The organism is Streptomyces griseocarneus (genome assembly GCF_014655595.1).
Lineage (GTDB): Bacteria > Actinomycetota > Actinomycetes > Streptomycetales > Streptomycetaceae > Streptomyces > Streptomyces griseocarneus.
In genome coordinates this window covers 646833-672171 of the sequence record NZ_BNBL01000001.1, presented here as the reverse complement: position 1 = coordinate 672171, position 25339 = coordinate 646833, and the positions used below count along the sequence as shown (strand labels likewise).

Genomic DNA, 25339 nt, shown 5'->3' with positions numbered 1-25339 from the left:
TTCCGGCTCGACGATGCCGCATCGTCAGGAGGTCTCGGCGAGATAGTCGATCAACTGCCCGACCGTGGGCCTGCGGAAGAGGACCGCGATGTCGATCTCCTGCCCGACCCTCGTCTCCAAGGTCTGCTTGATATCGCTGAGGCGCAGTGAGGTGAGGCCGAGGTCGAAGAACCCCACGTCCAGCGGCAGGTCCTCGTCCTCCGCCATGTACAGCGCCGACTTGAACTCCTCGGTCACCAGGACCTCAAGGGCCTTCCTGAATTCATGCGGAGGCAATTCGCGCAACTCCTCGAGAGATACACCCTGATACTCCATGGAAACTCCTCCACATCGTCAGATGAAGCACTCGCCGATAAATTCAATCACCTGCTGCTGACGCCTGCCTGACGCCCTGCTGACGCGAACTCACAGCCCCTTCATCCCATTTCGCGGACTAGATTCGGGTGCTACCGTTGCAGCATGAAAGAAGATGGCTTCGACACACTCGAAGAACTTGACAACGTGCTTAAATTACTGGGGATTTCCCGTGATCCCGCGGTAAGCGAGTTGACGATCACCGGCAGCGATCCGGTGCTTCCGTCCACGATCCGAATGGGATCGGCGATAGGAATTTCCCTGCTTTCCGTCTCCGTCGCGGCGGCACAGATCTGGCACGAGCGGACCGGCCGTGCGCAGCGCCTCGACATCGATCTTCCCCAGGCACTGCACCAGATCACGCCCTACCTCGGCGGCGGGAACCGGCTGGGCGGCTACGGCTCCAACATGGGCTCGATCCTGGGCGGCGACGGGCAGACCGGTCCCCTCGTCTGGGACTTCTACCGGACGGCGGACGACCGCTGGGTCATCATCATCGCCTGTTACCCCCGGACCCGCGACGAGATGCTGGACCTCCTCGGCACCCCGCACACCCGGGAGCGCATCGCCGCGGCCGTGGCGACCTGGAACTCCTGGGAACTGGAAGAGGCCGCGGCCGCCCGGGGCGTACCGCTCGCCGTGGTGCGCACCCGCGAGGAGTTCCTCGCCCACCCGCAGGGCAAGGCGATCCTGTCCGAGCCCGTGGTGTCCATCGAACGGGTCGGCGATGCCCCGCCGCGGCCGCTGCCGTCCGGCCCCCGGCCGCTGTCCGGGCTGCGCTGCCTGCAGTTCACCCACATCTTCGCGGGCACCGCGGCGGGCCGGGCGCTCGCCGAGCACGGCGCCGACGCCCTGCACGTGTGCGAACCCAACGCCTTCGACCACGACCTGTGCTGGAACGAGTGCGGCGTCGGCCTGCGCTCGGCCCGCCTCGACCTCAAGGACAAGGACGGTGGCCGGCGGATCTTCGACGACCTGCTGCGCACCGCCGACGTCTTCCTGCACAACCACAGGGCGTCGAAGATGGCCCGGCTCGGCCTCACTCCGGAGGAGTGCATCGAGATGGCGCCGGGCCTCATCCACCTGTCCGTCAGCGCGTACGGGGAGAACGGGCCCTGGCGCGACCGGGGCGGGTTCGACCACCAGGGCCAGGCGCTGGTGGGCATCAACTGGAACGAGCGCGAGGGCGACGAGCCGAGGATGCCGCCCGGGCGGATGCTCAACGACTACCTCGCCGCCAACTTCGCCGCGGCGGGCGTCATGGCCGCGGCCGTCCGCCGGGCCCGCGAGGGCGGCAGCTACCGGGTGCACGTCTCGCTGGCCGGCGTCGCCAACTGGGCGTGGGAACTGGGCGTCCTGTCCCGGGAGTCCATCGCGCACCTGGGCGCCGACGCCCTCCCGCCCGAGCCCGAGTGGCTCGTCCACGACACCCCGATGGGCGAGTTCCGGCACGTCGCCCCGGCCGTACGGCTGAGCGAGACCCCCGCCGGCTGGGACGACACGGTCCTGGTGCCGCGCGGCTCGTCGAAGCCCGCGTGGCGGGACGCCGCGGCCGCCTGAACCGCACGTCCTCCCCGAACACCCCACCCCTCCCAAGGAGTCACGATGCCTCGCATGCCGTACAAGGACGCCGACGCCCTGCCCGAGTCGATGCGGTCCCTGGCTCAAGGCAAGATCATCAACGTCTACCGGATGCTGCTGCACTCCCAGCAGACCGTGGAGCAGGTGGCCCGGCTCGGTTCCTCGCTGTTCGCCGGTGCCTCGCTGGACGCGGTCGACCGCGAGCTGCTCATCCTGAACTTCGGCCTGCACTACGAGGCCGAGTACGAATGGGCCCAGCACGTGTCCATCTCGGCGGCGGTCGGCGTCACCGACGCCCAGCGGGTGGCACTGCGGCGGGGCGAGACCGACGCCAACGTCTTCACCCCGGCCCAGCGGGCCCTGCTCGCCTTCGCCGGCGCCGTCGCCGACGGGCCGACCGTCAAGGACGAGGTCTTCGCGGCGGTCCGTGAGCACTACAGCGAGGAGCAGGTCGTCGAGACGCTGGTGCTGGCGGGCTTCTACTTCCTCCTCGGCCGCGTCTGCACGGTGCTGGACGTCGACATCGACGCCTCCGACGGCGACGAGGTCGTCAAGCAGGCGCTGCGCCTCCAGGGGCAGTAGCGCCCGCCCGTTTTCCGGGCACGACCGGCGGCCCGGGGGCCGGGAGGCCGACCGCCTCCCGGCCCCCGGGCCGTACCGTCTGACCGCTCAGGCCCTGGCGGCCAGCCGCCGGCGCAGATGGCGGTCCAGGCTGTTCTGGACGGCGAGGGCGTGCTCGAAGAGATAGAAGTGGTCCCCCGGGAACTCGGTGGCACCGAGGAACTCCGGGGTCAGGCCGGCCCAGGCCTCCAGGCCGCCGGCCCCGAGGGTGGGGTCGGACGTCCCTCCGTAGGCCGCGATGGGACAGGAGACGGCGGCGCCGTCCTCGACGTAGTCCGCCGCGACGGTGAAGTCCCCGCGCAGGGAGGGCATCACCGTGGCCAGCATGTCCCGGCTGCCCGGGACGTCGTCCGGGATGAGCCCGAACTCGGCGACGCGGTCGAGGATCTGCTGGTCCGTCATGTCGGCCACGCCCTCGAGCTCCTTGGACGCGACGAGGCCGGGGGCCCAGCCGGAGACTCCCAGGAGCTCCGGGCCCTGCCCGCCGCTCTGTTCGATCTCCACCGTCAGCCGGTAGGCGAGCAGCGCGCCGAAGCTGTGGCCGAAGAGGACGTACGGCCTGCCGTCGAGCTCCGCCTCCAGCGCCTCCTGGAGTTCGGCGAGGAGCGGCCCCATCCGTGTGAACACCGGTTCGTCCAGCCGTTCCTGCCGGCCGGGCAGCTGCAGGGACCGGCATTCGATCCCCGAGGAGACGGTGGCCGCCCACATCCGGTAGGTCAGCGCGGTGCCGCCCGCGTGGGGGAAGAGGAACAACTGCGCCTCGGCGTCCAGCGAGGGGTCGGGTGACGAGAACCAAGGGGCCCGCCGCGGCCCCGTGCCCGTGGTCATGTGATCTCCGTTCAGTCGATGGCACGCGTCGCGGGCAGCGGCACCTCGGGGATCCCGGCGGCCGCGGCTCCGGGCCGGCCGTCCCCGGGCACGCTCTCGCGAGCGCCCGCCTCCGGCCGATTCAACCAGCCACCGCTGACGTGCCGCTGATCGCGCGGTACGCCCGGGCGCCGGCCGGCGCCCGGGTCAGCGGTACCGGCGGAGGCTGGGGAGGATCTTCGTCAGGGACACGGCGGCCATGGTCAGCGTGGTGACGGCCACGACGGTCGCGAGGACTCCGAACGCGGAGTCGGGAACGACGAACGCCGATGCTCCGCCGAAGCCGGCGGTGGCGGGGGTGGACAATTTCGTGTACACGGGCCTTCGTTCCTGGTCGGGTGGTGTGTTCCGGCGTCGGGGTGACCGGCCGGGCGTCAGGTGGTCCGCCAGCGTTCCTCGCGGCGGTGCAGCATGTCCCACAGGGAGCGCAGGTAGACGGCGTGCTGGAACATGTCGTAGAGCAGTTCGATGCCGAGCGTCGCGGCGAGCAACTGTGAACGCCAGCCGGCGGACCGGGCCGTGACCACCTTCTCCACCACGAACAGCATGCCTATCGCGATCCAGAAGTGGGACCATTCCGGACGCCCGCGGGCGAACATCCAGATCGTGAAGACGACATAGAGGAAGAGGAAGAGGACGGACAGCCCCATGAAGCCCTGGCGGATGATGTACGGGGCCGTCACCGGCGTCCAGCCGTAGTCGCGCAGGTTCTCCAGGGCCCCCCGCTGCCACCGCATGCGCTGGTGCCACAGCTTGGGCACGGACGTCATGACCTCGGTGACCACATCGCAGCCCGGGGGCGAGACCGTGCGGTATCCCAGCGTGCGGACCGCTTTGGTGATCTCGTCGTCCTCGGTCAGCGAGGCCAGCGAATAGTACGAGTCCCCACCGCCGAGCCGTCCGTCGGCCCGCGCCCGCTTGATCTGACGGAGGGTGGCGACGCGGAACATCGTCGCGGTGCCGGTGAGGACGTCGGCCCGGTACCCGCGCCGCGCGATCTCCCGGGCGTACCGCTGGAACTCGATGCGCTGCAGCGCCCCCAGCAGACCCCCGCCCGGCTCCCCGTGGAAGATGCCGCCGACCGCTCCGACGCCGCCGGCCATCGACCGCATCGCGCTGGTGACGAACGTGGGCGACAGGGCCGTGTCGGCGTCCTGGACCAGGATCAGGTCCTCGTCGTCGAGGTCCGGCACGATGCGGTCCAGCGCCTGGTTGAGGGCGCCGGCCTTCTTGTGGCGGTTGTTCTCCGAGGCCAGCACCTCGGCGCCGTGCAGCGCCGCGATGGCGGCGGTCTCGTCCGAGCAGTTGTCGGCCACGACGTGGACGACGTCGGGGACCTTCTCCTGCCGGCCGAGGGCTTCCAGGGCTCCCGCGATCCGCTCGGCCTCGTTGTGCGCGGGTATCAACGCCACGACGTGCGGCACCGTCGCGTCCTTTCGTCAGGTCCATGAGGATGTGCTGTGAGGAAGTGCTGTGAGGGGGAGGGGCTGCCGCCGGCGGCGGCCGGGCGGCAGCCCCCTGCCCGTGACGGGCGGCCGGGGCAGCGCGTCAGCGCTTGACGGTCACCTTGGACTTGCCCTGGGCGAAGACCGGGCTGCCGAGCTTGAAGGTGACGTAGGTGTCACCGGGGCCGGCGTTGGGCTTGACGGACATGGCCGGGTACAGGACGGCCCACTTGCGGCCCGGCTCCAGGTTCAGGTCGACGCCGGGGCAGGTCAGCGTCCGCTTGGTGGCGGAGGGGACGCACTGGACGTGGATCTCCCTGCTCTCGTCTTCGTAGCGTGTGAACGTCAGCTCGCTGTCCATGAACAGCATCTCCGGGGGCGCCTCCACCAGGACGCGCTCGGTGCCGATCCGCCGGCTTCCGGTGTTCTCCACGACGACGGACGGGTACAGCCACTCCTGCCCCGGCCGGCCCTCGACCGCCTTGCGCTGCACGATGTTCGCCTTGGGCGGGGCGTCGGCCTTGCCGGCCGCGTCGGCGAACGCCGGGGTGGTGACGGACGGTCCGCCGACCGCCAGAACGGCGAGAGCCGCGACGGTGACGGAACGGACCGGGTTCCTGCGCATGCGAGTGCTCCATTTCTCTGAGGATTCCGTGGCTTCCCGGCCCGGGAGCGAAACGCCTTCCCGTGGCCGGGCAGCAAAAAGTATTGACCGGCCACCGTCAGCCGGACCGAATTTTGAGTCGTCCGGCCGGCAACGACGGATGCGTTTGTTTCGCGTCGTTCAGCGCCCGGCGGCCGAAAAGGAACTGTTGACGCCACCCGGCTCGCGACGCCCTCCGGGGAAACCCCACCTCAGCACGGAGGACACGGAGCACACGGGTTGGACCGCGTGGCTGGAACCACCGGCCTCACCCGTCAGGGACGCCCCGGCCTCCACACCCGGCACGGCTCGAACGCCCCCGAATCCGCTGTCTTGATCCCTGCGTGAACACCGCCACAGGCGGGAGCGACAGGCCGGTCGATTCTCCCGGTATCGCCCCCACCACGACCTTGGACTCGATTCCTTTCCGAGGGGGCGAGAACCTTTGCGCCGCCCCGAGGATCGGCTGAAACGCTCTCCGGCCTTCTTGAAGCCGGGGCCGTTTATTAAATGTTGACCGTGGATTCGATTCGAGCGAAGTGCGGGACAGAACCTCATATTCGACGGCGATTTCTCGCGGAACCGGGGCCTCGCCGCCCCCGGCCCCGCCCCGGCCCCCGCTCCGCGTGACGTCCACGCGCCGGGCCTCCCGGAAGGCGGCGGAAGGTGGCGGAAGGCTCTTGCCGCCACCTCCACTTGTTCTATCCTCAGTAGAACAAGTGGAGGTGTTGTCGTCATGCCGCAGACCCGGCGCCCGTCCGTCACCGCACGCCGCACCCTCGTCGCCGTCGCGCCGCCCGTTCTGGCCGCCGGCGTCGTCCTGTCGGTGTTCCTCTCCCTGCGCGACCGCCTGCCCGGCCGGATGGCCACCCACATCGGTCCCGGTGGGCATGCGGACGGCTTCTCGGGGCAAGGGTCGTTCCTCGCCGTCACGTTGGGCGCGCTGCTCGGCTACGCGGTGCTCTTCGGCGGGCTCACCCTCTGGATACGGACCGACCCCGGCGTCCAGCGGGTGACCGCCGCGACCGGCGGCGCCGTCGCCGCGCTGACCGGGTGGCTGGTCGTCGCCGTGCTGCGGGCCAACGCCGGCGCCGACGACGCCGCTTCCGTCACCCTGCCCGGCCTCCAGGCCGTGCTCGCGTTCGCCGCCGCGGCCGTCTGCGCGGCACTGGGGTGGGCGGCCTGCGGCCGGGCCGAGGAGGGCGACACCGCCTCCGGGCCTTCGGCCGCCGCCGTACGCCTGCCCCTCCGCGATTCCGAGGCCGCCTCCTGGTCCCGCGTCTCGCGGTCCCGGGCGCTGCCCGTCACCGGTGTCCTGATCCTGGCCGGCGCCCTCGTCGTGGCGATCACCGCCGGCTGGGCGTCCGCCCTGCCCCTGCTGGCCACCGGCGCCCTCCTCGTCCTGCTGACCGGAGCCCGCGTCACCGCCGACCGGCGCGGCATCACCGTCACGCCCGCCCTCACCTCCTGGCCCCGCCTGAACATCCCGCTGGAGCGCATCGCCGAGGCCGGCCACCGCCCCGTCGACGCCTTCCGCGACTTCGGCGGCTGGGGCTACCGGGCGCGGCCCGGAGCCAGCGGCATCGTGCTGCGCTCCGGCGACGCCCTCTCCGCGCGGCTGACCACCGGCAGCGAGTTCGTCGTCACCGTCGACGACGCCGCCACCGCGGCCGCCCTGCTCAACACCCTCGCCGACCGCGAACGCCGGACTCCCACCGGAGGCTGAACCGTGCTCTTCCGCGTCGACCACTCCTCGCCCGTCACCCTCGGCGACCAGATCGCCGCCGCCGTCCGCGGCGCCATCGCCGACGGCTCCGTACGTTCCGGTGAACGCCTCCCGCCCGCCCGTGAGGTCGCCGGGTCGCTGGGCATCAACCTCCACACCGTCCTGCGCGGCTACCAGCGGCTACGGGAGGAGGGGCTGATCGAACTGCGCCGGGGCCGGGGAGCGGTCGTCACCGCGGGCCCCTCCCCCGCGCGCGCCCGGCTCACCGTCCAGGCCCGCCAACTGGTCGCCGACGCCCGCGCGATCGGACTGAGCGACGACGAGCTGCTCGCCCTCGTCAGGACGTCCCTCACCGACGGAACCTGAACCCGGCCGGGAGCCGGCGGGACGGGCGCGCGGCACGCCGGTGCGCACGAGCCCCGCTCACGCGGGGATGCGAGGATCAGCCCGTGGACCCTACGCACACGCACGACGCGCCGGGCCGGGCACCTGGCGCCCCCGTCCGGGCCGGCATTCCCGAGCACGGGCGGATCCCCAAGTACTACGCGGTCAAGGCGCAGGTGGCCGCTCTCCTCGACGAGCTGGGCGAGGGCGGCCTGCTGCCCACCGAGCGCGAGCTGGCCGCGCGCTTCGAGGTGGCGCGCGAGACCGTGCGCCAGGCCCTTCGTGAGCTGCTGCTCGAGGGGCGGCTGCGTCGCATGGGGCGCGGTACGGTCGTCGCGGGGCCAAAGCTGGAGCAGCCGCTCGCCCTGGCCAGTTACACCGAGGGCGTACGCCGCCAGGGCCGCCGCCCCGGGCGCGCCCTCATCGGCCTGGACCGCCTCGCCTGCCCCACCGCGCTGGCGCCCGACGTCGGCGTGCGGCCGGGCGAGCCCGTCTGGCACCTGGAGCGGGTGCTGCTCGCCGACGACGAGCGGGTGGGGCTGGAGAGCACGTACGTGGCGGTGGAGCGCGCGCCGCGCCTGGACTCGGAGTTCGAGCCGGACTCCTCCTTCTACGGCTATCTGCGCGACCGCCTGGGCATCGGCTTCGGGGACGCGGACGAGCGGCTGGAGACCGTTCTGGCGACCCCGCGCGAGGCGCTGCTGATCGGCACGCCGCCCGCGCTGCCCATGCTGCTGATCCACCGCGTCTCCCGCGACACCGACGGCAGACCACTGGAGCGGGTGCGCTCGCTCTACCGGGGCGACCGGTTCTCGTTCACCACGCATCTGCGCGGCGGGGACTGAGCCGGAGAAGTCCCCCGGATACCCCTCATCGATTATCACGGACAGATAACGGGTCTAGTCCAAGTTTGGCGGCTCGTTTCCCCCCGCTTCGCCGGCCGGCCGCCCGTACGTCACCCCACCCGACGACCGTTCACCTCATGCGAGTCATCGTCATCGGAGCCGGCGTGCTGGGAACCATGCACGCCTGGCAGGCAGTCCGGCGCGGCCACGAGGTCGTGCACATCGAGCGGGAGGCGGAGGCCCGTGGTGCTTCCGTCCGCAACTTCGGCCTGATCTGGGTCAGCGGCCGGGCGTCCGGCGAGGAGCTGGAGACCGCCCTGCGGGCCCGGGAACTGTGGGAGGAGATCGGCGCGAGCGTCCCGGGCCTCGGCTTCCGCGCCAACGGTTCGCTGACGGTCGTCACCGACGAGGCCGAACTGGCCGTCGCGCACGCCGCCCTGGACCGGCCGGACGCCGCCGCACGCGGCTTCCGCCTCCTCACGCCCGACGAGGTCCGGGAGGTCAACCCCGCCCTGCGCGGGACGTTCCTCGGCGCCCTGGCCTGCGACCGCGACGCCGTCGTCGAGCCGCGTACGGCCCAACGCGCCCTGAAGGAGGCCATGCTGGCCTCCGGCCGCTACACCTTCCTCGGCGGGCGCGAGGCCCGCGAGGTCGTCGGGGCGTCCGCGGTCCGCGACGACCACGGCCGGCTGCACGAAGGCGACGCGGTCGTGCTGTGCACCGGCGCCTGGCTGGGCGGCCTCGTCCGCGAACTCGCGCCCGCGCTGCCGGTGCGGCGCGTGCGCCTGCAGATGATGCAGACCGCCCCGCTGGGCGAGGAGCTCACGACGTCCGTCGCCGACGCCGACAGCTTCCGCTACTACCCCGCCTACGGCGGCCCGGCCCTCGAGGCGATGGCGGCGGCCCGGCCTCAGCCCCCGGTCGCGGCGGCGCACAGGATGCAGCTGCTGATGGTCCAGCGCGCGGACGGCGGGCTGACGATCGGCGACACCCACGAGTACGCCGAGCCGTTCGGCTTCGACGTCGACGAGGACCCGTACGAACACCTGACGTCCGTCGCCGGGGCCCTGCTCGGCCGCCCGCTGCCGAAGGTTCGCCGGCGCTGGGCCGGGGTGTACGCGCAGTGCGTGGACACCACCCGCGTGGTGCACCGCGAGCGGGTGGGCGACGGCGCCTGGCTCGTCACCGGGCCCGGCGGGCGCGGCATGACGTGCTCCCCCGCGATCGCCGAGACGACCGCGAACGAACTGGGCTGGTGAGGGACATGACCGAGAGGACGAACCTGGTCGTCCTGGACATGGCCGGGACCACCGTCACCGACGACGGCCTGGTCGAGCGGGCCTTCGGCGCCGCCGCGCAGGCCCTCGGGGTGGCCCCGGGCACCGCCCGGTACGCCGCGCAGCTCGCCCACGTCCGCGCCACGATGGGCGAGTCGAAGATCTCCGTCTTCCGTCACCTCTTCGCCGGCGACGAGGACGCGGCCCGCCGCGCCAACGCGGAGTTCGAGGCCGCGTACGGCGATCTGGTGACCGCCGGCCACTGCGAGCCCGTGCCCGGCGCCCGTGAAGCCGTCGAAAGGCTCCGCGCCGAAGGCCGCACCGTGGTCCTCACCACCGGCTTCGCCCGCGTCACCCAGGACGCGATCCTCACCGCCCTCGGCTGGACGGACCTGGCCGACCTCACCCTGTGCCCCGCCGACGCGGGCGGGCGCGGCCGCCCGTACCCCGACATGGTGCTCACCGCCCTGCTGCGCACCCGCGCGGTGGACGACGTACGACGGATCGCGGTCGCCGGCGACACGTCCCACGACATGCGGTCCGGCAGCGCCGCGGGGGCCGGGGTGGTGGCCGGGGTCCTGACCGGCGCCCACGACGAGGCCGCGCTCCGCACCGCGGGAGCCACCCACGTCCTCGGGTCCGTGACGGACCTGCCGGACCTCCTGGCACGGGCGGAGGCCGGCCGTTGAGCACCGGCATCCGCTTCGACGGCGTCACGGTCACCTACGGCCGCACCACCGTGCTGGACTCGTTCGACCTCACCGTCGAACCGGGCGAGGTCATGGCCCTCCTCGGCCCGTCCGGCTCCGGCAAGACGACCGCCCTGCGCGCGCTCGCGGGCTTCGTCGAACCCGCGGCGGGGCGCGTGCACATCGGCGACCGCGACGTCACCGCGCTGCCGCCGCACCGGCGCGGCGTCGGCATGGTGGTGCAGCAGTACGCGCTCTTCCCCCACATGAAGGTCGACGCCAACGTCGCCTTCGGCCTCAAGGCGCGCAAGGCGCCCCGGGCCGAGATCACCGCGCGCGTCGCGGAGGCGCTGGAGATGACCGGCATGGCCGCGTACGCCAAGCGCTACCCGCGAGAGCTGTCCGGCGGGCAGCAGCAGCGCGTCGCCATCGCGCGGGCGCTGGCGATCCGGCCCGGCGTGCTCCTCCTCGACGAGCCGCTCTCCGCCCTGGACGCGCGGCTGCGTTCGGGCATGCTGGCCGAACTGGCCCGGCTGCACCGCGAACTGCCGGACATCACCATGCTCTACGTCACCCACGACCAGGTCGAGGCGCTGACCCTGGCCGACCGGATCGCCGTCATGGACAGCGCCCGGCTCCAGGACTGCGGCACCCCGCGGGACCTCTACCGGCGGCCGCGCACCGAATTCACGGCCTCCTTCATCGGCACCGCGAACCTCCTGCCGGTGACGGTCACCGCCGACGGCGTACGTCTCGCCGGCACCGCCCTGGACGTGCCGGCGGGCGGCGCCGCGGTGGGCGCGCCGGCCACGCTGTGCGTCCGCCCGCACCTGGTCGGGCTCGGGGAGGGGCCCAACGCCCTGCGCGGGACGGTCGCGGAGGTCCAGTGGCGCGGCGCCACCCACCGCCTGTGCGTCGACGTCGAAGGCCACCGGGTGACCGCCGACCTCCCCGAGCTCCCCGCGCCGCCGCCGGCCGGCGCCGAGGTCACCCTGCACTTCGCCGCGCACGACGCGGTACTCCTCCCGGCGGGGACCCATGGCTGAGCCCGTAGCCGTGCCCGATGCCGTCCGGCGGAGGAGGTTCCCGGCCCGGTTCCTGCTCCTCCCGCCGGTCGCCGCCCTCGGCCTGGTCTTCCTCCACCCCCTCGCGCTCGTGCTGTGGCAGTCCGTGTCACCGAACGGCGGCGGGCACTCCTTCGCCGCCTACACCGACGTGTTCGCCCAGGCCGCCTTCCGCGACGCCCTGCGCAACACCGTGCTGATCGCCGTCGGCGCCACTGCCGGCGCGCTCGTCCTCGGCTTCTTCCTCGCCCTGGTCATCGCGTTCGTGCCGTTCCCCGGCGGCAAGGCGATCGGCCGGTTCATCGACATCTTCCTGTCCTTCCCCTCCTTCCTCATCACCCTCGCCCTCCTCTTCGTCTACGGGTCCACCGGCATGGCCAACGGCCTGTGGACCGGCGCGACCGGCGCCGCGCGGGGACCGTTCGACTTCCTGCACACGCCCTGGGGCGTGCTGCTCGCGGAGATCACCTACTTCACGCCGTTCGTCATGCGGCCGCTGCTCGGCGCGTTCTCGCAGCTCGAGACCGCGCAGCTGGACGTCGCGGCCTCGCTCGGCGCCCGGGCGCCGCGGATCGTCCGGCAGGTCGTCCTGCCCGAGGCGCTGCCCTCCCTCGCGGCCGGCGGCTCGCTCGTGCTGGTGATGTGCCTCAACGAGTTCGGCATCGTCCTGTTCACCGGCGCGAAGGGCGTGACGACCCTGCCCGTGCTCGTCCACAGCAAGGCCATCCTCGACGGCGACTACACCGGCGCCTGCGTGGTGGCCGTCGTCAACATCGCCCTGTCCCTTGCGCTGTACGGGCTGTACCGGACGCTCACCACCCGCATGGAGGGAGACCGCCGTGCTCGTGCATAGCCGTCGTACCCGCCGGGCGCTCCAGGCCGCCTTCCTCGCCCTCTTCCTCCCCGTCTTCGCGCTGCCGTTCCTCGTCGTCGTGACCGCCTCCCTGGCCACCCGGTGGAGCGGCGTGCTCCCTTCCGGCGCGACCCTGGACCACTACCGGGCCGTCGCGCACGCGGACGCCCTCGATGCGCTCACCACCAGCGTGCTGACCGCCGTGACGGCGAGCGTGCTCGCCCTGGTCACGGGCACCTGGGCGGCCCTGGCGGCCAGGGGCTCGCGCCTGCGCCGCGCGATCGAGGTGCTGTTCGTGCTGCCGGTCGCCGTGCCGTCCGTGGTCGTCGGGCTGTCGCTCCTGGTGGCCTTCTCCAAGCCGCCGTTCCTGCTCAACGGCACGTCCACGATCGTCGTCCTGGCGCACGCCGTCCTGGTGACCGCCTTCGCCCACCAGTCCGTGACGGCGGCACTGGACCGCCTGGACCCCGCTTACGAACAGGCCGCCGCGAGCCTCGGCGCGAGCCCCCTGCGCGTCCTGGTGCGGGTCAAGGTGCCCCTGCTCCTGCCGTCCCTCTCGGCGGCCGCGGGGCTGTGCTTCGCCCTGTCCATGGGCGAGCTGAGCGCCACGATGATGCTCTACCCCCCGGACTGGGTGCCCCTGCCCGTCAAGGTCTTCGCCGCCACCGACCGGGGCGCGCTCTTCCCCGGTGCCGCGCTCGCCGTCCTGCTCATGGCCACCACCCTGCTGGTGCTGCTCGCGGTCTCCCGGATCCGTACGAAGGCCGCCCACCGCTGAGCCCCCTCGCCCCGCCGCACGTTCTTCCCACGAAGGAGTCCCACCCGCCATGCCCCGCTCCCGCGTGCTGCTCCCGCTCGTCCCCCTCCTCCTCGCCCCGCTCACCGCGTGCGGAGGCACGGCCGACGCCCGGCCGGACGAGATCACCGTGTACAGCGCCGACGGCCTGAGGGCCGAGGACGGCTCCGGCTTCTACGACAAGGTCTTCAAGGACTTCGAGAAGGAGACCGGCGTCAAGGTCCGCTACGTCGAGGGCGGCTCCGGCGAGGTCGTACAACGCCTGGCCCGGGAGAGGTCCAACACCAAGGCGGACGTCGTCGTCACCCTGCCGCCCTTCATCCAGCAGGCCGACGGCAAGGGCCTGCTCGCCGCGTACCGGCCCCAGGGCTCGGACAAGGTCGCCGACGGCGACAAGGATCCCTCCGGCAAGTGGACCGCGATCGCCAACAACTACTTCTGCTTCATCTACAACTCCAAGGAGATGAAGGGCCGGCCGCCCAAGAGCTGGAAGGACCTCCTCGACCCGCGGTTCAAGGACAGGCTGCAGTACTCCACCCCCGGCGTGGCGGGCGACGGCACGGCCGTGCTGATCAAGGCCATGCACGACTTCGGCGGCAAGGAGCCGGCGATGGCCTACCTCAAGGACCTGCAGAAGAACAACGTGGGCCCCTCCCGCTCGACCGGCCAGCTCGCCCCGAAGGTCGACAAGGGCGAGCTCCTGGTGGCCAACGGCGACGTGCAGATGAACTTCGCGAACATGAAGTCGATGCCGAACCAGGGCATCTTCTTCCCGGCCGGCGACGACGGCCGGCCCACCACGTTCGCCCTCCCCTACACGGCCGGCCTGGTGCACGGAGCCCCGCACACCGAGAACGCCAAGAAGTTCCTCGATCACCTCCTCACCGACCGCGTGCAGCGCGAAGTCTCCGCCGTGGGCGGCGGCTTCACCGCCCGTACGGACATCAAGGCGACCGACCCCAACGCCACCGCGCTCGCCGGCGTCATGCGGGGCGTCGAGGTCTTCCGCCCCGACTGGGCCGGCATCGACAAGAACCTCCCCGCCTACATCGACGCCTGGAAGTCGGCCACCGGCGGCTGACGGCCATCGCGAGAGCCCGGCCGAAAAACACTCTTTGGCTGATTCACCCCTCTTCTCCTTGAATGCGTGGATGAGTTCCACGAAGGGAAGAATCCCGGACAGGCGTCTTCCAGGGGCAGTCGCCTGTTTTGTGGGAATTCAGGGGGGACATATGAGTACCGATGTGACCGTCCTCGGTCTCGGGCCGATGGGGTCGGCGCTGGCCGGCGCCTTCGTCGCCGCGGGCCATCGGACGACCGTGTGGAACCGCACGCCCGGCAAGGCGGAAGCCCTCGTGCGGCGGGGCGCGGTGGAGGCGGAGTCGGCCGGTGAGGCCCTGGGGGCGAGCCCGTTGACCGTGGTGAGCCTGTCGACGTACGAGGCCGTGCGGGACGTGCTGCGTCCCGTGGCCGGTGAACTCGCGGGCCGGGCGCTGGTCAACCTCACCTCGGGGCCGCCGGTGTGCGCGCGGGAGATGGACGCCTGGGCCGGGCAGGCCGGCGCCCACTATCTCGACGGCGTGGTCATGACGACTCCGTCCGGCATCGGCAGCCGGGACTTCCTGCAGCTCTACGCCGGTTCGGCGACGGCCTTCGAACGGCATCGCGAGACGCTCGCCGCCCTGGGCGACGCGACGTACGTGGGCACCGACACGGCCCTGTCCTCCGTGTACGACACCACGCTGCTGTGCCAGATGTGGTCCACGCTCACCGGCTGGCTGCACAGTGTGGTGCTCATCGGCGCCGAGGGTCCCGGCGGCAATGTCACGGCGGCGGAATACACCGAGGTGGCCAACCGCTGGATGGACACCGTGCGCTTCTTCATGAGCACCTACGCGGCCCAGGTGGACTCGGGCGAGTATCCCAGCGGGGACTTCCCGCTGGATCTCCACCGCTCGACGATGGAGATCCTCACCCACGCCAGCGAGCTCCGCGGTGCCGACACCGGCATGCCGAAGCTCTTCCGGGCCCTGACCGAGCGGGCGATCGCGGCCGGCCACGGCAATGACAGCTACGCGCGTCTGGTGGAGTTCGTACGGCGGGAGGGCCGGCCGGGAGCGACACTGCCCTGACGCGCCGGCCGCCCCGGACGGACGGGAGGGCGCGGGCTCACTTGCGGGCGACCACCATCGACTCGGGCCCGGCCAGGTGGCGCACCCGGCTCTCGCGGAAACCGGCGTCCGCCAGCCAGGCCCGGCAGTCGGCGCCGGTGTACTCGAAGCCGCCGGGCGTCTCCAGGAGCATCGTGAGGCTCATGAGCAGCCCGGGGACGTTCTCCCGGCGTTCGTCGTCGATGAGCGTTTCGTAGACGATGAGGAAGCCGCCCTCCGGCAGTGCTTCGTACGCCTTCGTCAGCAGCGTCTTCGCCCTGTCCAGCGTCCAGTTGCTCAGGATGTGCCCGAGGATCAGCACGTCGGCCCGGGGCAGCGGTTCGGCGAAGAAGTCGCCGGCGAGGAACGAGAGCCGGCCGGTGAGCCCGGCGTCCTCCAGCCGGCGCCGGAAGCCGGGGCCCACGGCGGCCAGGTCGAAGCCCGTGCCCCGCAGATGGGGATGGCGCCGGAGCAGGTGGGTCAGTACGGTGCCGTCCGCGCAGCCGATGTCGGCGACGGTGCGGTGGGGGGACCAGTCGAAGGCCTCGGCGAGGGCGTGGGCCGAGCGCAGGGACAGGCCGGTCATGGCCTGCTGGAAGGCGTCGAGGCGGTCGGCGTCGTCGTAGAGGTCGGCGTAGATGCCCTCCTCGCCGGCCGTGATCTCGTTCTGCGGCGCTCCCGTGCGCAGGCCCGCGTCGAGCCTCCCCCAGAGGTCGTACATGCGGGCGTCGCTCAGCTCCAGGAGGCCGCCCAGGTAGGCGGGCTCGCCGCGGACGAGATGGCGGGCCGCGACGGGGGCGTTGGCGTAGACGCCGTCGGTGCGTTCCAGGACGCCGAGAGCGACGAGGGCGTCGAAGTAGTCACGGGCGGAGCGGGGGTGCAGCCGCAGGCGGGCGCGGAGTTCCTCGCCGCCGAGCGGGCCCCGGGCCAGCTCGGTGAAGAGGCCGAGACGGGCGGCGACGAGCAGGACCTTCGACGCCATGAAGCCGGTGGCGGTCTCCAGGAGACGGTCGATCTCCGAGGCTTGGTCCGGGCCGTTCTCCGGACCGGGAGGCGTGTCGCTCATGGGTCCCTCGCAGGGCACTCGCAGAGATATGGCTGGACATTTCTGAACTACCCACCGCCTGCCCGGTTCAGGCCCTTTCGCCGGTACCGCCGGGGCCCGTCCGGCCGGTCGCCGCATCACGGTCAGTGGGCGCCGCCCATCTCCAGCGCCATCACCCCTCCCGCCACCAGGACCAGGCCGCCGATCTGCACCCGCGTCAGCCCGTCGCCGAAGATCACCGCTCCGGCCAGCGCCACCAGCGCCACCCCGACGGCCGCCCAGATCCCGTAGGCGATCCCGATCGGCATGCCCCGCTTGAGCACCAGCGACAGCAGTACGAACGCCGACACGTACCCCACCGCCACCACCACCGTCGGCACGATCCGCGAGAACCCCTCCGACATCCGCAGGCACACCGTCCCCGTCACCTCCGCCAGGATCGCTCCCGCCAGCAGCATCCACGTCATGGCCGCGCCTCCTCCATCCACCGGGACGGGCGTCCCCTCCCGCCAGTGTGGCCGTGCGGAACCACGCCCCCGGCCCGTAGCGCGACCGGTCAGCCCGAAGGGATGAGAGGGAACGCGCGGCCCCGGCCTTCGCCTTCACGACGCGCCTCCCGCCGTCGTGGCGGGCCAGCCGTGCGTGGACAGCAGGGCGCCGGAGGAGAACCGGTCCAGGACGGCGGCGGTGTAGGGCACGCAGTCCGACGGCGGCCGGGCGGGGTTCGCCCACACCAGCGCCGAGCACTTCTCCGGTTCCCGGTTGCGCGGCTCCCCGGCCCACCGCTGCGCGGTGAAGACCACCCCGAGCCGCCCCTCGCCCTCCGGGGAGCGGTGGTGGACGAGGTGGCAGAACTCCAGGTCGGCCGGGGCGATGCCGACGCCCACTTCCTCGCCGACTTCGCGCAGGGCGCCCTCGACGAGGGTCTCGCCGTCCTCGAGGTGCCCGCCGGGAGGGGCGAGGAGACCGCTGGCGTACACCTCCCCGGCCCGGCGCAGCAGCAGCACGCGGCCGTCGGTCCGGTGGAGCAGGACCATGACGTCGACCACGGTCCGGTAGCGGGTCGTGGGGCTCATGCCGGCCTCCCCGCGCAGGTCCGGACGGGGCCCGTGAGCGGCCGGTATTCGAACAGCAAGGGCATCCTCGTATCGCTCGTACGGCAGATGCGGCGGTGACGCACTACGCCTCCTCGTTGACGCGTGGATCGGACGAGTGATCGGAAAAACGACCCCCGATCGGGGCCGTCACGGCCACCAGGGGGCGTTTCGTCGCGCGTAAGTTCGAGTCGGTGTCAAAGGGCCCGTGATCACGGGGAGAGGGCCGCGACGGAGCTTGTGCGATTCACCCGGCCGTGGCCTCTCACCCGTTCCGGGGGTTGCGTTGCACACGGAAACGGTGGGCGGCCGGGCGACGGGGCCCGCGGCCGCCCCGGCGTGCCGGCGCACGCCCGCTCCGCGGAAATAGTGCGTTTTGGGCGAACCAATATCTGTGGTCGCGAAGTGAGTTATCAGCGCAACGCGCGACAAGGGTTTCTGCCCCGGCAGTTGGAGCAGAATTATTTCACCGCGCCCGGCCGATCGCCCCGTGCTACTGTCGGCATCAGTTGCAGTTGTGGTTCCCAAAAAATTTCGAAATTTTCCGACGGGGTAATCATCACGGCGACGCGGAGGCCGCAGAGTGCGGATTCCGGAAACTGCCCCGAAGGAGATTCGGCATGGCTGCAGGCACCGTGAAGTGGTTCAACGCGGAAAAGGGTTTCGGCTTCATCGAGCAGGACGGCGGCGGCGCGGACGTGTTCGCCCACTACTCGAACATCGCCGCCCAGGGCTTCCGCGAGCTGCAGGAGGGCCAGAAGGTGACCTTCGACATCGCGCAGGGCCAGAAGGGCCCGACGGCCGAGAACATCGTTCCCGCCTGACGCCGGCGCGCGCACCGTACAGCCGGACCCGCACCGTGGGGGTGCGGGCCCCGGCTCTTCGCATTTCAGGGCTCGGTCGCCCGTTCCGGCCACCCGCCCCGTGAGCATTCTCCACCGCTCGGATTCGCTTCGCGTTTCACTTGGCTCGTTCCTGCGATTCTCTGTGCTGCCCGGCGCTGTGGGGAATTCCTTGATACGTGCCGCATCGAGGAAGGTTCCGCATTGAACCGCACACGTAGGAATGACCGTTCCGCCCGTACGCATACCGCTCGCACCCGCGGCGGCGGCTCCGGCTCGGCGGCGCCCGGCGGCCGTTCCGGCGCTCCGGGCCGCTCGGGCGGTCGCCCTCGCCGCTCCGCCGCACCTCAGGGCGAGTTCGCCGTACCGGTGACGAACACCCCCGCGCTTCCCGCAGTGGAGGCGTTCGCCGATCTCGGCATGCCCGCGGAGTTGCTGGCCGCGCTCGCCTCCGAGGGCGTGACCGTACCGTTCCCGATCCAGGCGGCGACCCTGCCGAACTCCCTGGCGGGGCGTGACGTGCTCGGCCGCGGGCGTACCGGTTCCGGCAAGACCCTCGCCTTCGGTCTCGCGCTGCTGGCCCGTACGGCCGGCCGGCGCGCCGAGCCCCGGCAGCCGCTGGCCCTGGTGCTCGTTCCCACCCGTGAACTGGCGCAGCAGGTCACCGCGGCGCTCACTCCGTACGCCCGCGCCGTGAAGCTGCGGCTGGCCACGGTGGTCGGCGGGATGCCGATCGGCAGGCAGGCCAGTGCGCTGCGGGCCGGGGCGGAGGTCGTCGTCGCGACTCCGGGCCGGCTCAAGGACCTCATCGACCGTGGCGACTGCCGCCTGGACCAGGTCGGCGTCACGGTGCTGGACGAGGCGGACCAGATGACCGACATGGGCTTCATGCCGCAGGTCACGGCGCTGCTGGACCAGGTGCGTCCCGAAGGGCAGCGGATGCTGTTCTCGGCCACCTTGGACCGCAACGTCGATCAGCTGGTGCGCCGCTACCTGAGCGACCCGGTGGTCCACTCCGTCGACCCGTCCGCGGGCGCGGTCACCACGATGGAGCACCACGTGCTCCACGTGCACGGCGCGGACAAGCAGCGGACCACGACCGAGATCGCGGCGCGCGAGGGCCGGGTGATCATGTTCCTGGACACCAAGCACGCCGTCGACCGGCTGACCGAGCACCTGCTGAACAGCGGCGTCCGCGCCGCCGCCCTGCACGGCGGCAAGTCCCAGCCGCAGCGCACCCGCACCCTGGCCCAGTTCAAGACGGGGCACGTGACGGTGCTGGTGGCGACCAATGTCGCGGCGCGCGGCATCCACGTCGACAACCTCGACCTGGTCGTGAACGTGGACCCGCCCTCCGACCACAAGGATTACCTCCACCGTGGCGGCCGCACGGCCCGCGCCGGGGAGTCCGGCAGCGTGGTCACCCTGGTCACGCCCGCCCAGCGGCGCGGCATGGTCCGACTGATGGCGGATGCCGGGATCCGGCCGCGGACCACTCAGGTCCGCTCGGGCGAGGCCGAACTGAGCCGCATCACCGGCGCCCAGGCCCCGTCCGGCGTTCCGGTCGTCATCACGGCGCCGGCGGCCGAACGCCCCGGGCGCGGCGCCTCCGCTTCGCGCGGCCGGCGCGGCCGTGGCGCTCAGGAGCGCCGCGACCGCCGCGGCGGTCAGGCCGTACGCGGCACCCGTACGGCGCAACGGCGGTCCGCCTTCGGTACGGCGGCATAGCGACACGGCGACGTGGAACCGTCGCGATCAGACCGTTCTCCCACTCCCTGTGAGGCATCATGCGCTGCGTCATCGCCCGCTTCCCGTTCGACCTGTCCAGGAACGGGGTCCTGGAATCGATGAAGGGCGTCAGGCCCGAGCCGGTCACCGGCGAGTCCGTGATCATCGGCCGCCGCCACTACCCCGTCAAGCAAGTGGGCGAAGTCATCACCCGACAGGACCGCCGTGACTTCACCGCCGGCGAAGTGATCCGGGCCATGACCCGCCTCGGCTTCACCTGCCGCGGCCTCCCCGAGGCCGCACCCGCACGCGCCGTCACTCCGTACCAGAACGCGTCGGAACTGCTCGGCAACCCCACTCCCGCGTAACCCGCGGGACGGAGGGGAAACCGGGACCACGAACTGATGAGGGCCCTGCAGGCGCGCGCCTGCAGGGCCCTCATCGCATGCCGTCGTACGCATGCCGTCGTACGGGCGGGTCGTTCAGTGGTCGGAGTAGCTGAAGTCGCCCACGGTCCAGGCGCTGACGTCCTCGATCGCGACGCGGTACATCCCGCCCGTCTCGGGGATCCCGATGCTGCCTTGCAGGATGCGGGCGACGTGGAAGTGCAGATGCGTGGGCGGCTTGCCGCGGGCGGGCCGGTCCTGCGCCCGGCCGGCGGTGAAGACGCCGGAGAACGGACCGAGGCGGGCGGAATCCGTCAGGACCTCCGACACGCGTTCCTTCCACACGGCCTCGGGGGCCAGCCGCCCGGTGATGACAGCGCCACCGGTTACCACGGTCAGGGACATCTGATTGCTCTGCTCGGACTCCACCATGGTGGCCAGGTCAACGAGCAGCTCGTCAGGGCTCGACATGAGAGCCGATTCTATTCGCCGGTCCGGCCGGTCCAGGAGCCGGTGGGTGGGGAACGGGACGCACCTGTCGTCGCGGAGAGTAATTCCCTCCCCTTCGAATGGGCGGAAATCTAGGCTCGTCACGGTAGACATTCGAATACCACAGGAATAGCGTTTCTCTTGCGGACACCGGGTGACCCGCACGCGGCGGCAGGGCCCGGCAGATGGTGTTGAATTTCCCTCGGGGCCCTGGTGCCGTACGGCACCAGGGCCCCTCGACGCGTTGTACAACGAGGTGAGAATGACAGCAGACACTCCGCTCAGTGGCCGTCTTGATGACGACGACTACCCCGCGTACACCATGGGACGGGCCGCCGAGATGCTCGGCACCACCCCCGGATTCCTCCGGGCCATCGGCGAGGCCCGCCTCATCACCCCGCTCCGCTCCGAGGGCGGGCACCGCCGGTACTCCCGCTACCAGCTGCGGATCGCCGCCCGCGCCCGGGAACTCGTCGACCAGGGCACCCCCGTCGAGGCCGCCTGCCGCATCGTCATCCTCGAGGACCAGCTCGAGGAGGCACAGCGCCTCAACGCGGAGTACCGCCGCGCAGCAGCCGAACAGCGCGACGGCTCGTCCTGAGACCGGCCGGCGGAGCACCGCCGCGCACCGGCAGGGTGACACCCGAAGGGCCCGGCCGATGGAGGCCGGGCCTTCGTCGTCCCTGGACAGGACGGTCCCCAACCACAACGGGCCATACATCCATATTGTGCCGATATGATATGCATCATGGCCAAGCCTGGACAATCGCGACTCCGCCGCCCCCACGGCCGGTGGTCCCTCGTCCAGCTGTCCCCGGTGATCCTGACCGTGGTCATCGCCGGCCTGGCGTACTCCACTCCCCCGGACATGGCCTTCAGCCGCATCCTGCCCGCGGCCCCCGCCCTCGCGGCCGCCATGTGGCCCGTACTCCCCACCGTGCTGCTGGGGACCGTCTGCTTCCTGCTCATGATCGGCCTCAGCCTCGTCTTCCCCGGCCTGGGGGCGTGGTACACGGTGGCGGGCATCGTCGCGGTCACCGTGGCGGCCGCGTACGGAAGTCATGTCCGGCTCCAGCGGGAGCAGTCCCTCTTCCAGGTCCGGCTCGTCGCCGAGGCGGCGCAGCAGGTGGTCCTGAGCCCGATGCCGCGCCGCTTCGGGGGCATCGAGATCGAGTCGCTGTACCTCGCGGCCGCCGCGGAGGCCCGTATCGGCGGCGACTTCTACGAGGTGGCCGACACCCGGTTCGGGGTCCGGCTGCTCATCGGCGACGTGCGGGGCAAGGGCCTGCCGGCGGTGGGGACGGCCGCGGCGGTGGTCAACTCCTTCCGCGAGGCGGCCTACGACGAACCCGACCTGGGCGGCATCGCGCGCCGCCTGGAGGCCAGCAGCTCCCGCTACAACGCCGCGTTCTCCCCCGAGGATCTGGCGGAGCGCTTCTCCACCGCCGTTCTCGTCGAGATCCCGCACGAGGACAGCCGCATCAAAATCCTCAACTGCGGGCACCCCCCGCCCCTGCTCCTGAGCCGCGACGGGCTCCGCGTCCTGCACCCCACCGACCCCTCACCGCTGCTCAACCTCGCCGGGCTGATCGGCGATTGCTACAGCACCGACACCTTCGACTACGCCGTCGACGACCAACTGCTCCTCTACACCGACGGCGTCACCGAGGCCCGCGACCGCAACGGCGAGTTCTTCCCCCTGACGGACTGGATGCGGCGGCAGGCCCCGGTGCGGCCCCGCGAGCTGCTCGACGGGCTCCACCGCGACCTCCTCCGCTACAGCAGCAGAGGCCTCGACGACGACCTCGCCGCTCTCGCCGTGCGCCTGCGCGACAGCCCGGACCCGCCGCCCGACGACCGGAAGGATCCGCACGGCGACCGGAAGGACCCGCCCGCCGACCAGAGGGACCGGTCCGCGTAGCCGGCGACCGCCGGCGGCGACCGCGTGCTCCCGTCACCAGTCGAGGAGCACCAGTTCACTGGTGAGCCCCGGGCCGAGGGCGAGGAGCAGGCCACGGGATCCCGGGGCCGGCGGGACGGCCATGGTCCTGTCGAGGACGTCGAGCACGGAGGCGGAGGAGATGTTGCCGCGCTCGGCCAGGGAGGCCCGGCTCCGGGCGAGCGCGCCGGGCGGCAGGTCGAGGGAGTGCTCCAGGGCCTCGATGACCTTCGGCCCGCCGGGATGGCAGACCCAGGCGGCGATGTCCTCCACGGCCAGCCCGCGGCCGGCGAGGAAGCCGTGGATCTCGTCGGGGAGGTGCTTCTCGACGAAGTCGGAGACCTGCGGGGACAGGAACACGACGAAGCCGTCGGTCCCCACCCGCATGCCCATCAGGTGCCCGGTCTCCGGGTGCAGGCGGCTACGGGTCGCCACCAGCGCGGGACCGGCGGCCTCCCGGGCCCGGTCGGCGCCGAAGACCACGACGGCGGCCCCGGCGTCGCCGAACAGGCTGGTCGCGACGAGGTTGGCGACCGATGTGTCCGCGCGCTGGAAGTTCAGCGAGCACAGCTCGACCGAGACCAGGACGGCCACTTGGTCCGGGTGGCCCCTCAGATAGTCGCGCACCCGCGACAGCCCGGCGGCGCCTCCCGCGCAGCCGAGGCCGAGCAACGGCATGCGCGCCACGTGCTGCGGCAGGCCGACGCGCCGGATGAGTTCGGCGTCGAACGACGGGACGCCGGCCCCGGTGGTGGTCGTCGTGACGATGGCCCCGACCTCGTCGGGCCGTACGTCCGCCGCCCCGAGGGCACGGACGAGCGCCTCCTGCCCGACCTGGACGGCGGTGACGGTCCAGATCTCGTTGTACTCGGTGAAGGTGCGCGGGCGGGGGTACTCGGCCAGGGGCAGGGAGAGGTTGCGGTACTCGATGCCCGTGTGCGCGGCGATGCCGGTGAACTGCCGGCGCACGACGGCGTCGGCGGAGAGGAACGCCCCGGCGAACACGGCGGCGATGTCCCGCTGACGGTGCCGGTACGGCGGTGCGGACAGCGCGACGGAGGCCACCCGGGGAGCCGCGGGGCTCGTATCGCTCATGGGCCTCCCTCCTACGGTCCCTCCCGGGCACCCCACGGTGACGCGCGCGCTGCCCGGTCCGGCAGGGCGTGAAGCCGGGCGCGGGAGCGCTCACCGCGGCGCGGAAGGTGCGGCGATGCTTTCGGTTGCCCGTGGAAAGCGGTGGAACCGGAGATGCGCGGGGGTAGCCAAGGTGCCGTCGACCGCGCCGAAGCCGGCGCGCGCACGGAAAACGAAGCGCACGGTAAACGAAAGGGGTACCCATGATCGGCAAGCGCGGCGCCGGGATCGCTCTGTCCTCCCTCACCCTGCTCGCGGCGGGCATCGGCTGGGCGCCGACGGCGCAGGCCCACACCGCCCTGGACTGCACGGGCCGGGAGAGCATCACCTACGGTCCCGGGCTCCGGCTCTCCTCCGAGGCCTCGACCGTCACCGTCGACGGCACCTACCGCTGCGCGGACGCCTCCGGCCGCACCGTCACGGCCACGTACCACACCGAGGGCAGCACAGCGGGAACGTGCCTGCTCCTCGCGTGGAACAGATCAGAGGAAACCCTGCGGTACGCGGACGGTGGCAAAACGGTCATCGCCTACCACTCCGGCCCCTCCGTACGGGCGTTGGGGCTCAACACCGCGAGGCTCGAGGGCGTGGTCGTCGCCGGGCGCGGCAAGGGATCGGTCGCCGAGAAGGTCATCCAGACGGTGCCGGGCAGCCTGCCGACCGACTGCGTGCTCGCCGACGGCATCCGGCACACCACCGCCTTCACGCACCTGACCATTCACCTCTGGCCGATCACCCTGCCCTAGGGCGTGTCCGGCAGCCGGCGGACCCCGCCCGTGCCCAGCGTGATCACGGCCCGGGGCCGCATGGGCTCCTCGCCGCGCCGGGAGAGCAGGACCACCTCCTCGACCACGGCCGGCAGTGCGCCGAGCCGGGCGGCGCACTCGGCGACCAGACGTCGCGGTTCCCGCGTGCGGCCGAGGGACAGATGCGGGGTGAAACCGCCGCCGCGCCCGCGGCAGAGCGGGAACCGCAGCCCCAGCGCCTGCTGAAGGCGGGCCCACGGCGCCGGGCCCGCCGCGGCCGGATCGAGCCACACCGTCGCGTCGTTCCGGTGCCGGAAGTACCGCACGCCGGCCAGACGCGCCGTGAACGCCGGGCTCTCCGCCGCCCCGGCGGCGAGCAGCGGCACAGCCCGCGCGAACGCCTCCTCCGGGACGAAGCCGAACAGCAGGTTCACATGCGGCGGCCACCGCCGTACCTGCGGATCGTGCTCCCAGCGGATGTCCTGGATCGCCGGCCAGAGCTCTTGCGGCGGCAGCCATGCCACCGCCGTACGGGCCGTAGGCGCCACCTCGAGCACGTCCACCGGCTCGGCCCCACCGAAATCCGGGTTCCCGTCCACACTCCCATGATCCGTACCGCATCCGCATCGCACGAGTCGGCG

29 protein-coding genes are annotated in these 25339 nt (G+C 72.0%); 18 read left to right on the top strand and 11 right to left on the bottom strand.

The annotated features are described in order from the left end of the window. Positions 1 to 24 precede the first annotated feature (24 nt). Positions 25 to 315 (bottom strand): acyl carrier protein, encoded by a 291-nt coding sequence (locus IE295_RS02905; RefSeq protein WP_190061792.1) that lies wholly within the window; start codon positions 313 to 315, stop codon positions 25 to 27. 276 nt (positions 316 to 591) lie between these two features. Here IE295_RS02905 and IE295_RS02900 point away from each other — a divergent pair, with 276 nt between their 5' ends. Next, positions 592 to 1914: a CoA transferase gene (locus IE295_RS02900; RefSeq protein ID WP_190061791.1), complete on the top strand. Its 1323-nt coding sequence runs from the start codon at positions 592 to 594 to the stop codon at positions 1912 to 1914. 45 nt (positions 1915 to 1959) lie between these two features. Further along, the gene (locus tag IE295_RS02895; protein ID WP_190061790.1) at positions 1960 to 2517 is read left to right on the top strand and encodes a carboxymuconolactone decarboxylase family protein; all 558 of its coding nucleotides are present in this window, start codon (positions 1960 to 1962) and stop codon (positions 2515 to 2517) included. An 87-nt stretch (positions 2518 to 2604) separates the two neighbouring features. On the opposite strand, the gene IE295_RS02890 is transcribed toward IE295_RS02895, so the two are convergent. The 4 genes from IE295_RS02890 to IE295_RS02875 form a co-directional block, all read right to left on the bottom strand. Further along, a complete protein-coding gene (locus IE295_RS02890; protein WP_190061789.1) occupies positions 2605 to 3384 on the bottom strand; it encodes a thioesterase II family protein in 780 nt (259 codons plus the stop codon). A 186-nt stretch (positions 3385 to 3570) separates the two neighbouring features. Beyond that, on the bottom strand, positions 3571 to 3741 hold the full coding sequence (locus IE295_RS02885; protein WP_190061788.1) for a hypothetical protein: 171 nt from the start codon (positions 3739 to 3741) through the stop codon (positions 3571 to 3573). Between the two features lie 56 nt (positions 3742 to 3797). After that, entirely contained in the window at positions 3798 to 4835 is a 1038-nt protein-coding gene (locus IE295_RS02880; protein WP_190061787.1) for a glycosyltransferase family 2 protein, read from the bottom strand. 136 nt (positions 4836 to 4971) lie between these two features. Next, complete coding sequence (locus tag IE295_RS02875) at positions 4972 to 5493, bottom strand: hypothetical protein (protein WP_190061786.1); 522 nt, start codon at positions 5491 to 5493, stop codon at positions 4972 to 4974. Between the two features lie 754 nt (positions 5494 to 6247). Here IE295_RS02875 and IE295_RS02870 point away from each other — a divergent pair. From IE295_RS02870 to IE295_RS02825, 10 genes are all read left to right on the top strand, one after another. After that, positions 6248 to 7237 carry an SdpI family protein gene (locus IE295_RS02870; RefSeq protein WP_190061785.1) on the top strand — a complete coding sequence of 330 codons (990 nt, stop codon included), beginning with the start codon at positions 6248 to 6250 and terminating at the stop codon, positions 7235 to 7237. A 3-nt stretch (positions 7238 to 7240) separates the two neighbouring features. Continuing rightward, a complete protein-coding gene (locus IE295_RS02865) occupies positions 7241 to 7603 on the top strand; it encodes a GntR family transcriptional regulator (protein ID WP_190061784.1) in 363 nt (120 codons plus the stop codon). A gap of 83 nt (positions 7604 to 7686) precedes the next feature. After that, positions 7687 to 8466, top strand: a complete 780-nt coding sequence (locus tag IE295_RS02860) for a GntR family transcriptional regulator (protein WP_190061783.1) — start codon at positions 7687 to 7689, stop codon at positions 8464 to 8466. Positions 8467 to 8603: 137 nt separating this feature from the next. After that, positions 8604 to 9725: a TIGR03364 family FAD-dependent oxidoreductase gene (locus IE295_RS02855; protein WP_190061782.1), complete on the top strand. Its 1122-nt coding sequence runs from the start codon at positions 8604 to 8606 to the stop codon at positions 9723 to 9725. A 5-nt stretch (positions 9726 to 9730) separates the two neighbouring features. Then, entirely contained in the window at positions 9731 to 10432 is a 702-nt protein-coding gene (locus IE295_RS02850) for a phosphonatase-like hydrolase (RefSeq protein ID WP_190061781.1), read from the top strand. Continuing rightward, positions 10429 to 11478, top strand: a complete 1050-nt coding sequence (locus IE295_RS02845) for an ABC transporter ATP-binding protein (protein WP_190061780.1) — start codon at positions 10429 to 10431, stop codon at positions 11476 to 11478. The genes IE295_RS02850 and IE295_RS02845 overlap by 4 nt, the downstream gene beginning before the upstream one ends. Beyond that, positions 11471 to 12349, top strand: coding sequence for a 2-aminoethylphosphonate ABC transporter permease subunit (locus IE295_RS02840; RefSeq protein WP_190061779.1), 879 nt, complete (start codon positions 11471 to 11473; stop codon positions 12347 to 12349). Before IE295_RS02845 ends, IE295_RS02840 begins: the two co-directional genes overlap by 8 nt. Next, complete coding sequence (locus tag IE295_RS02835) at positions 12336 to 13127, top strand: ABC transporter permease (RefSeq protein ID WP_190061778.1); 792 nt, start codon at positions 12336 to 12338, stop codon at positions 13125 to 13127. The genes IE295_RS02840 and IE295_RS02835 overlap by 14 nt, the downstream gene beginning before the upstream one ends. A 49-nt stretch (positions 13128 to 13176) precedes the next feature. Beyond that, positions 13177 to 14226 (top strand): 2-aminoethylphosphonate ABC transporter substrate-binding protein, encoded by a 1050-nt coding sequence (locus IE295_RS02830; protein WP_190061777.1) that lies wholly within the window; start codon positions 13177 to 13179, stop codon positions 14224 to 14226. A gap of 151 nt (positions 14227 to 14377) precedes the next feature. Next, positions 14378 to 15277 carry an NAD(P)-dependent oxidoreductase gene (locus IE295_RS02825; protein ID WP_190061776.1) on the top strand — a complete coding sequence of 300 codons (900 nt, stop codon included), beginning with the start codon at positions 14378 to 14380 and terminating at the stop codon, positions 15275 to 15277. A 37-nt stretch (positions 15278 to 15314) separates the two neighbouring features. Here the strand turns inward: IE295_RS02825 and IE295_RS02820 are convergent, their stop codons facing one another. The 3 genes from IE295_RS02820 to IE295_RS02810 all read right to left on the bottom strand — a co-directional run bounded on the left by IE295_RS02820 (position 15315) and on the right by IE295_RS02810 (position 17416). Then, the gene (locus IE295_RS02820) at positions 15315 to 16361 is read right to left on the bottom strand and encodes a methyltransferase (protein ID WP_190061775.1); all 1047 of its coding nucleotides are present in this window, start codon (positions 16359 to 16361) and stop codon (positions 15315 to 15317) included. Positions 16362 to 16483: 122 nt separating this feature from the next. Then, entirely contained in the window at positions 16484 to 16807 is a 324-nt protein-coding gene (locus IE295_RS02815) for a DMT family transporter (RefSeq protein WP_190061774.1), read from the bottom strand. Between the two features lie 135 nt (positions 16808 to 16942). Then, positions 16943 to 17416: an NUDIX hydrolase gene (locus IE295_RS02810; protein ID WP_190061773.1), complete on the bottom strand. Its 474-nt coding sequence runs from the start codon at positions 17414 to 17416 to the stop codon at positions 16943 to 16945. A gap of 638 nt (positions 17417 to 18054) precedes the next feature. Here IE295_RS02810 and IE295_RS02805 point away from each other — a divergent pair. The 3 genes from IE295_RS02805 to IE295_RS02795 all read left to right on the top strand — a co-directional run bounded on the left by IE295_RS02805 (position 18055) and on the right by IE295_RS02795 (position 20372). Further along, positions 18055 to 18258, top strand: a complete 204-nt coding sequence (locus IE295_RS02805) for a cold-shock protein (RefSeq protein WP_055611897.1) — start codon at positions 18055 to 18057, stop codon at positions 18256 to 18258. Between the two features lie 222 nt (positions 18259 to 18480). After that, positions 18481 to 20004, top strand: coding sequence for a DEAD/DEAH box helicase (locus tag IE295_RS02800; RefSeq protein ID WP_190061772.1), 1524 nt, complete (start codon positions 18481 to 18483; stop codon positions 20002 to 20004). Positions 20005 to 20063: 59 nt separating this feature from the next. Continuing rightward, positions 20064 to 20372 (top strand): SCO5918 family protein, encoded by a 309-nt coding sequence (locus tag IE295_RS02795; RefSeq protein WP_190061771.1) that lies wholly within the window; start codon positions 20064 to 20066, stop codon positions 20370 to 20372. Positions 20373 to 20486: 114 nt separating this feature from the next. Here IE295_RS02795 and IE295_RS02790 read toward each other — a convergent pair whose 3' ends face one another. Next, positions 20487 to 20861 (bottom strand): GvpU-like protein, encoded by a 375-nt coding sequence (locus tag IE295_RS02790; RefSeq protein ID WP_190061770.1) that lies wholly within the window; start codon positions 20859 to 20861, stop codon positions 20487 to 20489. A 280-nt stretch (positions 20862 to 21141) separates the two neighbouring features. On the opposite strand from IE295_RS02790, the gene IE295_RS02785 reads away from it, so the two are divergent. Further along, complete coding sequence (locus IE295_RS02785) at positions 21142 to 21480, top strand: helix-turn-helix domain-containing protein (protein WP_190061769.1); 339 nt, start codon at positions 21142 to 21144, stop codon at positions 21478 to 21480. Between the two features lie 147 nt (positions 21481 to 21627). Continuing rightward, positions 21628 to 22800 carry a PP2C family protein-serine/threonine phosphatase gene (locus IE295_RS02780; protein ID WP_190061768.1) on the top strand — a complete coding sequence of 391 codons (1173 nt, stop codon included), beginning with the start codon at positions 21628 to 21630 and terminating at the stop codon, positions 22798 to 22800. A 33-nt stretch (positions 22801 to 22833) separates the two neighbouring features. On the opposite strand, the gene IE295_RS02775 is transcribed toward IE295_RS02780, so the two are convergent. After that, the gene (locus IE295_RS02775; protein WP_190061767.1) at positions 22834 to 23913 is read right to left on the bottom strand and encodes a type III polyketide synthase; all 1080 of its coding nucleotides are present in this window, start codon (positions 23911 to 23913) and stop codon (positions 22834 to 22836) included. A gap of 242 nt (positions 23914 to 24155) precedes the next feature. On the opposite strand from IE295_RS02775, the gene IE295_RS02770 reads away from it, so the two are divergent. Further along, the gene (locus tag IE295_RS02770; protein WP_190061766.1) at positions 24156 to 24698 is read left to right on the top strand and encodes a hypothetical protein; all 543 of its coding nucleotides are present in this window, start codon (positions 24156 to 24158) and stop codon (positions 24696 to 24698) included. On the opposite strand, the gene IE295_RS02765 is transcribed toward IE295_RS02770, so the two are convergent. Continuing rightward, entirely contained in the window at positions 24695 to 25297 is a 603-nt protein-coding gene (locus tag IE295_RS02765; protein ID WP_190061765.1) for a 2'-5' RNA ligase family protein, read from the bottom strand. The genes IE295_RS02770 and IE295_RS02765 overlap by 4 nt on opposite strands. Positions 25298 to 25339 lie beyond the last annotated feature (42 nt).